This window comes from Variovorax rhizosphaerae, from assembly GCF_037889975.1.
Taxonomy (GTDB): Bacteria; Pseudomonadota; Gammaproteobacteria; order Burkholderiales; family Burkholderiaceae_C; genus Variovorax; species Variovorax rhizosphaerae.
The window spans coordinates 1-7,490 of record NZ_JBBKZT010000074.1; the positions used below are offsets into that span (position 1 = coordinate 1).

Genomic DNA, 7,490 nt, shown 5'->3' on the forward strand with positions numbered 1-7,490 from the left:
GCGTTGCGAAGGTACTTTGCCGAAGAAGCCATCATTGAACTGCTGATGCTGGCTGGCTTCTATCGCACCGTCAGCTACCTGACGAACGGGCTGCGCATGCCCCTGGAAGAGTCGGGCGCGCGATTCCCAGTGTGAGGCTGCTTCTGGCCGAGCCGTCGGCCTATGGACTACCGTGCAACAACAGGAGAAATCCAGATGATCAAAGTCAGCGTCATGTACCCGTACGCCGCAGGCGCGCGATTCGATCACGCTTACTACCGCGACAGGCATATGCCCATGATGAAACGGCTGCTCGGCGCTGCATGCCTGTACTACGCAGTGGACAAGGGCATCTCGGGGCGTGCTCCGGAATCTGACCCTGTTTACGTGGCCAAGTGCGAATTCGTCTGCACCTCCTTCGAGGCTTACCGGGCAGCCTCCGGCGAGCACCAGCAGGAGATCAGAGGCGACATTGCCAACTACACGGACATTCAGCCCGTGGTGCTGATCAGTGAGGTCGTCGTCGAGCGCTCGGAAGTCTGACCGAGGTGCGAATGTCGCCAAGCGGCGCACCCGCGTATGCGAATCACTGGGCAGGGCGGCGCTGCTGCCAGCGCTCCGGCGCGCCACCCCTTCATTGACTCACGAAATCGAAATCAGCAAGCCTGAGCGGCGCAGTGCCAGCCCTTGGCCGGAGTACCGACGCCCAATTACTGCCGATACTTTTTCGGGACAGGGTGCGTCCGGCAATCGAAGGGTCCGTCGGAGCCGCTACCGCGAATGCGGGCCTCGAAGAACTGCCTCTTCGAAGTGGCCGTCTGGAGGCCTTGCACTGTCGCTGCATCAATTTCGCAGTAGTGGTAGTAGGTCGTCTTGAGTCGAATAACCATGTACCGCTCCACTTTGTCGTAGCAAATGCGTGAAACGTCACTGCTGTCTCTCACGTCCGTACAGGTAAAGGCGTCAAGTGAAACGACGCCGTGATATTTGACTTGGACGGTTTCCGCCGTGGCTACCTGGCAACTCAAGACGAGCGCCGAAAAGATGATGGATCTCAACATGACCTCCAATGTTACTTGCGCAGTTCGGGCTTGCAGCGATGTCTTCTTCCGACCGAAGAAAAGCGGACGGACGCGAACCTCGCCGTACATACCTATCGCAACGCTTGGCGCTCGCAAATGCGAGCAAGTGGTGGTTGTCCTCGAGCCTGCGTTTGCAGATGGACCGCTCGGACGCGCCAAGCATCGTGATCGGGATCGTGACGCCGCTTTGAGAAACCGCGAGAGAGTAGGGCGTGTATTCCAACAAGCGCCCCACCTCGCTTGCAGACTGGGTGTGTCATCACATCCGGGGCGACGAGCTCGCGGCCGCTCAACTGCTGACGCACGTCCGTCAGCAAGCCGCCCCACTGATAAGTCGGCGCAGGATGTCGCCGCGCGGTGGGAGGCAAGCTAGCACTGCGGTTGTCGCGAAGGCCTGAGCGCTGTTCGATCTCGGGCCGGTAGCGTGCCTTACGCGCAGGCAAACAAGAACAGGGCGCCAGGCCGTCCAGCGTAATTCTCAGCGCGTCTTCAGGTACGCCGCGTACAGCGAAGGCTGAAGGTCACGCAGCACCTTGCGTCGCGCCACGATGTCTGCGTGGCGGCCCTGGCGCTCCAAGCCGAGCAATTCGATCATGAGACGCATCGCCCGCTCCGGCGCGCTGTCCATGGATGCCTGCGCGAGCGCCAGTTGATCGCGCAGCGCGGGGCGATCTGTGAGCACCCAGGCCGCAAACCAACTGAGGTCGGCGATCTCGCCGTTGCCTTCCGGGATCGCGTCGAGGTTGGCATTGAAACTGGCCTCGAAGCTGCGCATCAACTGGGGCAGGAGCGGGTCGGGTGAGCGTTGCGCAAGACTTTCCAGCAGCGTGGGTGACAACCAGCCCAATTCCGCCAACAGCGGCCAAGTCGCGCGCAGCCCCAGCAAGTGCAAGCGGGCTTCGGCCATCCAGGCGAGCGGCGTCGGTATCCGCCGCCACGATTCGATGGAAGCGACTGCCTGCGCGACTTCCTCCCAAGCCCCCGCACGCAGCCAAAGGGCGGCGGCATGATCCTGGGGACAATTCGCATCGAAGGGCAGCGCGCCGGCGCGCCGCGCCAGGTCATGCCAGCCCGCACGGAGCCAACGGGTTGCATCGCGCTGGTCGAAGACGCGTTGCGCCGCAGGGCAGATGGTCAGCTCCATCAGTTGGCGCGCCGCGCGCAAGGCTTCGTGATCGCCGATCGGCCGTGGCTGTCCGGGGCCACCCGCTTCGATGGACTCGGCGAGCGCCGCTAGCGCTGGCAACGCGTCGTCGGCGGGATATTCCCGCGCAAGACGTTCGCAGGCCGATCGGGCGCCGAGCGCGTCGCGCTGCTCGAGTGCGTGTGCGACGTCGTTCCTGAGCATCACGTCGCGGCTGTCTTCGAAGATGTCGAGTTGCATCTGATCAAGCAAATCAAGGTCCAGGGTCTTCAACCTCCATTGTGTGGCGGAGGCATCGCACCGCCGCGGCAATGCGTTTCGGGATTTCCCCGAGGCGAGGGCATCGGCTGAGTGTCCTGTCGAGTGCCGAAGCGTTGCCTTATCTGAAGTCACGACTCCAAGCGCGCAGCCGTCCCAGCAACCGGTCGTGGTTGACCAGCTTCTGCGCGACCAGCGACTGCACACCTTTCTCCGACTGCCACGTGCCTTGCACGCTCAGGAGCATCGAGCCCCGGAGCGCGGCGCGCTGCGCCTCGGCCACGCTCGGCCAGACGATGATGTTGACGGTTCCGGTCTCGTCTTCGAGCGTCGCGAAGATCACGCCGCTCGCGGTGCTCGGCTGCTGGCGGTGTGTCACGATGCCGCTCGCGCGCACCTGCTCCTTGTCCCGGCCGTTGCGGCGCAGGTCCTCCGCGGTGCGGATGCCCCAGCGCGCGAGCTTCGGCCGCAGCAGCGCCAGCGGATGACGGCGCAGGGTCAGCCCCATGGAGGCGTAGTCGTCAACGATGTCGGTGCCTTCGCCGGGTTCCGGAAACTCGACCGATTCCTCGAACGTCGGCGCATCGCGCAAGAGTTCGGTCGGTCGTGTCTCCACCCCCACCGCTTCCCAGACCGCGCTCGGCCGATGCCCCGCGAGGCTGCGCAACGCGTCGGCCGCCGACAAGCAGCGCAGGTCGTGCGCATCCAGCGCGGCGCGCCGGGCCATGTCCTCGACGCTGGCGAACGGCGCCTTCGCGCGCTCGGCCATGAGCCGCCCGGCCACGGCTTCGCGCATGCCGACGATGCGCGACAGGCCCAGGCGCACCGCACGCAGGGGCTCGGTGAAAGTGGTGTCCCAGCGCGGCGACGGAAATGACGATGTTGACGAAGTCGGCGCCTGCGCTTCCTCCTCGAGCGTGCTGAACCAGTCGCTCACGGTGACATCGATGGGGCGCACCACCACGCCGTGCTCGCGCGCATCGCGCACCAGTTGCGCCGGCGCATAGAAGCCCATCGGCTGGCTGTTGAGCAGGGCCGCGAGCAGCGCGTCCGGATGGTGGCGCTTGAGCCAGCAACTCACATAGACCAGCAGGCCAAAACTGGCCGCGTGGCTTTCCGGAAAACCATAACTGCCGAAGCCCTCGACCTGCCTGGAGATGCGGTCGGCGAATTCCGGCGCGTAGCCCTTGGCCAGCATGCGGCTGACCAGCTTCTGCTGGTGCGGCTCGAGACCACCACGGCGGCGCCAGGCGCCCATCGCGCGGCGCAGCTGGTCGGCCTCGCCCGCGGTGAAGTCGGCCGCCAGCATCGCGATTTGCATCACCTGCTCCTGGAACAATGGCACTCCGAGCGTGCGTTCGGTCGCCACCCTGATCTCGTCGCTCGGATACTCGATCGCCTCCTCGCCGGCACGCCGTCTCAGGTACGGGTGCACCATGCCGCCCTGGATCGGCCCGGGCCGCACGATCGCGACCTGCACCACGAGGTCGTAGAAGCGCTCGGGCTTGAGCCGCGGCAGCATCGACATCTGCGCACGGCTCTCGATCTGGAACACGCCCACCGTGTCGGCCTGCTGGATCATCGCGTAGGTCACCGGACATTCCGCAGGCACCTGCTGCATGCCGAACGGCCGGCCGAGCTTGGCCGCGACGAGGTCGAGCGCGCGGTGGATCGCCGTCAGCATCCCCAACGCCAGCACGTCGATCTTCAGCAAGCCCAGCGCATCGAGGTCGTCCTTGTCCCACTGCACCACCGTGCGGTCGTCCATCGCAGCGTTCTCCACCGGCACGAGCCGACTGAGCTTGTCGCGGGCGATGACGAAGCCCCCCGTGTGCTGGCTCAGATGGCGCGGGAAGCCCCGTATTTCATTCGCCAGCGCGAGCCAGATGCGCACCCCGGGCTGCGAGGGCTCGAGCCCGCACTCGACCAGGCAGGCCTCGCTGATCCATTCCTTCTCGTTGCCATAGGCGGTCTTCGCCAGGCGCTCGACCGTCTCGAGCGCGAAGCCGAGCGCCTTGCCGACATCGCGCAGCGACGACCTCGTGCGGTAGGAGGTGATGACCCCGGTGATCGCCGCGCGGTCACGCCCGTACTTGCGGTAGATGTACTGCATGACCTCTTCGCGGCGCTGGTGCTCGAAGTCGATGTCGATGTCGGGCGGCTCCTTCCGTTCGACGCTGATGAAGCGCTCGAACAGCACATTCGTGCGCGCCGGGTCGACCTCGGTCACGCCAAGGCAGTAGCACACGGCCGAGTTCGCCGCCGACCCGCGGCCCTGGCACAGGATGCCGCGCGCACGGGCCCAGTGCACGATGTCGGCGACCGTGAGGAAGTAGGGCTCGTAGGCGAGCTCGGCGATGATCCCCAGCTCGTGCTCGAGCTGCGCGCGGACCTTCTCCGGCAACCCGGTTGGGAAGCGCGTCAATGTCCCCGCATAGGTGAGCTTGCGCAGGTGCGAGGCAGGTGTTTCGCCGTCCGGCACGATCTCCTGCGGGTACTCGTAGCGCAACTCCTCCAGGCTGAAGGTGCACAGGCCTGCGATGCGCACACTCTGCTGCAGCCAATCCAACGGGAAAAGCGCGGGCAGCAGGGAACGCGCGCGCAGGTACTGCTGCGCGTTGGCCAGCAACTCGAAGCCGCAGTCGGCCACGGTCCGGCCGATGCGCACCGCGGTCAGCACGTCCTGCACGGGCTTGCGGCTTCGCGTGTGCATCAGCACGCTTCCCGTGGCGACGATCGGCACGCCGGACTGGGCGGAGGCCTGTTCCGCGATCCACAGTCGCAGCGCGTCGTCCATCCCCAGCGGGCGGCTGCAGGCGATCCAGCCGCGCTCGCCGAACCAGGTGCGCAGCCACATGGCCTGGGCGAACAGGCTCTCGACCGTCGCGTCGGCCGCGGGCAGCAGCAGCGCGATGCAGCCGTTCATGCCGGCCAGGTGCGGAGCCTTGGGTGCCTTGCCCTCCACATCGGCCACCAGCGCCTTGTAGAGGCCCTTGGCGGCCCTGCGGCGGGCCATGGTGATCAGTTCGCACAGGTTGCCATAGCCGCGGCGATCCTGCGCCAGCAACACGAGGCGGGCGAACGGGGTGTCGTTGCCGGTGGTCAGCAGGATCTCGCTGCCGACGATGAAGTGCAGGCCGCACTCGCGCGCCTCCAGGTGCGCACGCACCACGCCCGAGACGGAACACTCATCGGTCAGGGCCAGCGCGGTGTAGCGCTTCTCCGCGGCGCGGCGCACGAGCTCTTCCGGCATCGAGGCGCCCACGAGGAAGGTGAAATTGGAGCGGCAGTGCAGCTCGGCATAAGCGGGCGGGTCGGACGAGATCACGGAACATGGGCAAAGGCATCAAGGCTGACTACTGTACATAACACCAGTAGTTTTGTATGATGCAGCCATGGACGAATTTCTCGATCCCGAACGGCGGCAGCGGCAGGAGCACAAGGAGAGGCAACTGTGGATCGGTGCGTGTGCGCACCAGCTGCAGCGGCGCTGGCGTACCGTCGATCCCGATGAGCTCGAAGCCGTGGCCGCGGCGCTGGCACGCGACCCGGTGTTGCGCGCGCTGTCGCCGATGGAGGCGACCGTGGAATGGTTGCGCCCGATCGGCAGCGAGAACGCACGGCACTGACGCGTCAGGCGGCCGCCTGAGGCCTTTCTTCGGCGCTGCCGCGCCCAAGCTTTGCATGCCCGCCCATGTGCTTGGCCATCGCGCGAAACTTCTGGCCTCCAGCGTCGTCCCACCACGGCACAAAACGGATCGCATGGCTGGTGAAGCACGCCGCCGATTGAGTTGCCATTCCATCACTCTATACACAGCGCTTGTCGCTTCCGCGACCTGAGCTTCACGCATGACACTAGGTCGAAACCACGTCGTTGAACGGATCGAAGTCCTGGACCAGGTGGGGAAGCGGCACGTCGTGTTGCGGTATGGCGCACGCGAGGCGACCAGCACCACACCCGGCGAGCCCTCCAAGGACGAGGTCTCATTCGCGGAATACCGGCTATCCACCGGGAAAGTTGTGGACAGAACGGGACCAGAGACGTTCCAAAGCGCAGACGGGCGATTGGAACTCAAGGTCAAGTAGCGCAACACCACAGGTGCAGTCTGATGGGGCGCCGCGAGGCACTGGTGCTCCTTTTGCGTGTCCCGTTCCCGCGATGTTGGGATGCAGCGTCGCCTACCCGGAGCTGCCTGTTTCGCCGCGGGTGGTAAGCGCAGATAGGGCGCTTATCTGACGTCGATTCCGAGCGAACAGGATCAAGATGAATGAATGCTTAAGGCACTGGTGCTCCTTCTTGGTCCGATGACCACGACAGGGCTGGTGCTTGCCCTTGGTTGGCCGATGATTCCGTTGATCGTTGCACTGTGTGCGGCAACATTGATGTCGAGCGAAGAAGGGTCCGATGGGCTGCAGTGGCATCCAGCATCGGCTTTGCCGGCCGCGTCACATGCGAAGAGTTCATTCGCTCAGTGATGAACCGCAAAGTACCGCCCTTGCGCCGATTGGCCATCCATGTAGAGGAGCCGAGACGTGGCGCCTTCCAATGGATCTTGAGCGAGGTCGACGAAGCGGCGACGCTCATTGAAGTGGAGCGCGCGAAGTCTCGGGCGAAGACCTATCGCCAAGCCATGGCAGACGGATTGCGCGCGCTGCAGGCAATGGTTGATGACCTCGATGTCGGTCCGCGATCACAGCAAGCGGTCGAACAAGCACCGTCCGCGCGTGCAGCGCCAGCCCCCGCGACGCCTCGCGAGGACGACTCGCCGAGCGAGCCGGCCGCCGTTGTGCGTCCCACGCATTCCATGTCCGAGCCCAGACACAAAGCCACGGCTTTCGGGTTCGGACTGCCCTCCTGATCCCTATCACGCGAAGGAAAACCCACCATGGCCGCGGGCAGCAGAACTCTCTGGAAGGGCGCCATCACATTTGGCCTCGTGCATATCCCGGTCGGGCTGCACACGGCCGCGATCGAGGAGGGCGTGGACTTCGACTGGCTGGACAAACGCAGCATGGATCCCGTGGGC

General features: G+C 65.2%; 6 protein-coding genes and 1 pseudogene. 4 read left to right on the forward strand and 3 right to left on the reverse strand.

Going from position 1 to position 7,490, the window contains the following annotated elements; translation table 11 throughout:
• Positions 1–195 precede the first annotated feature (195 nt).
• Positions 196–522: an EthD family reductase gene (locus tag WKW82_RS39940; protein WP_340348754.1), complete on the forward strand. Its 327-nt coding sequence runs from the start codon at positions 196–198 to the stop codon at positions 520–522.
• A gap of 167 nt (positions 523–689) precedes the next feature.
• On the opposite strand, the gene WKW82_RS39945 is transcribed toward WKW82_RS39940, so the two are convergent.
• The 3 genes from WKW82_RS39945 to WKW82_RS39955 all read right to left on the reverse strand — a co-directional run bounded on the left by WKW82_RS39945 (position 690) and on the right by WKW82_RS39955 (position 5,791).
• On the reverse strand, positions 690–1,130 hold the full coding sequence (locus WKW82_RS39945; protein WP_340348755.1) for a KTSC domain-containing protein: 441 nt from the start codon (positions 1,128–1,130) through the stop codon (positions 690–692).
• A 409-nt stretch (positions 1,131–1,539) separates the two neighbouring features.
• A complete protein-coding gene (locus tag WKW82_RS39950) occupies positions 1,540–2,670 on the reverse strand; it encodes a hypothetical protein (protein ID WP_340348756.1) in 1,131 nt (376 codons plus the stop codon).
• Positions 2,585–5,791 carry an error-prone DNA polymerase gene (locus tag WKW82_RS39955; RefSeq protein ID WP_422823708.1) on the reverse strand — a complete coding sequence of 1,069 codons (3,207 nt, stop codon included), beginning with the start codon at positions 5,789–5,791 and terminating at the stop codon, positions 2,585–2,587. Before WKW82_RS39955 ends, WKW82_RS39950 begins: the two co-directional genes overlap by 86 nt.
• Positions 5,792–5,858: 67 nt before the next feature.
• Here WKW82_RS39955 and WKW82_RS39960 point away from each other — a divergent pair, with 67 nt between their 5' ends.
• The 3 genes and pseudogenes from WKW82_RS39960 to WKW82_RS39970 all read left to right on the forward strand — a co-directional run.
• Positions 5,859–6,092, forward strand: a complete 234-nt coding sequence (locus WKW82_RS39960) for a hypothetical protein (RefSeq protein WP_340348757.1) — start codon at positions 5,859–5,861, stop codon at positions 6,090–6,092.
• 786 nt (positions 6,093–6,878) lie between these two features.
• Complete coding sequence (locus WKW82_RS39965; protein WP_340348758.1) at positions 6,879–7,322, forward strand: hypothetical protein; 444 nt, start codon at positions 6,879–6,881, stop codon at positions 7,320–7,322.
• Between the two features lie 27 nt (positions 7,323–7,349).
• Positions 7,350–7,490: pseudogene (locus WKW82_RS39970) on the forward strand (non-homologous end joining protein Ku); the annotation flags it as partial.

Excerpts from the sequence above, each read along its gene's own strand:
- WKW82_RS39940 (WP_340348754.1), top strand. The coding sequence starts at position 196 with ATGATCAAAGTCAGCGTCATGTACCCGTACGCCGCAGGCGCGCGATTC.
- WKW82_RS39960 (WP_340348757.1), top strand. The coding sequence starts at position 5,859 with ATGGACGAATTTCTCGATCCCGAACGGCGGCAGCGGCAGGAGCACAAG.
- WKW82_RS39945 (WP_340348755.1), bottom strand. The coding sequence starts at position 1,130 with ATGTACGGCGAGGTTCGCGTCCGTCCGCTTTTCTTCGGTCGGAAGAAG.